Source organism: Veillonella sp. ZSJB6 (assembly GCF_051549505.1).
Classification (GTDB): Bacteria; Bacillota; Negativicutes; order Veillonellales; family Veillonellaceae; genus Veillonella.
The window spans coordinates 1-234 of record NZ_JBPUGE010000198.1 but is presented as its reverse complement, the minus strand read 5'-3'; the positions used below and the strand labels follow the sequence as shown (position 1 = coordinate 234).

Below are 234 nucleotides of genomic sequence, written 5' to 3'. Positions count from 1 at the left end.
GAGGCATATTTCTATATGTGGCAAAATGAAGCTTACGATGGGGAAGCACTTACCCTTTTGGCGACATTGCTTGGATTTTATGAAGTTGGTCGAACCGTGTTGTTGAGTAGTGGGGTTCGAGGTACAATCCGTAACTATACACCGAACGTCGAACAACCGATTGTCATATCTGAACCGACGCAAGAAATGTACGATTTGACTCGTTTAGATGAAGTTCGAATCATTGCATTCCAA

General features: G+C 42.7%; 1 protein-coding gene. It reads left to right on the top strand.

Going from position 1 to position 234, the window contains the following annotated elements; all coding sequences use genetic code 11:
- Positions 1-234, top strand: a 234-nt coding sequence (locus ACSV5T_RS10410) for a hypothetical protein (RefSeq protein WP_438321101.1), incomplete at both ends; no start/stop codon positions are given.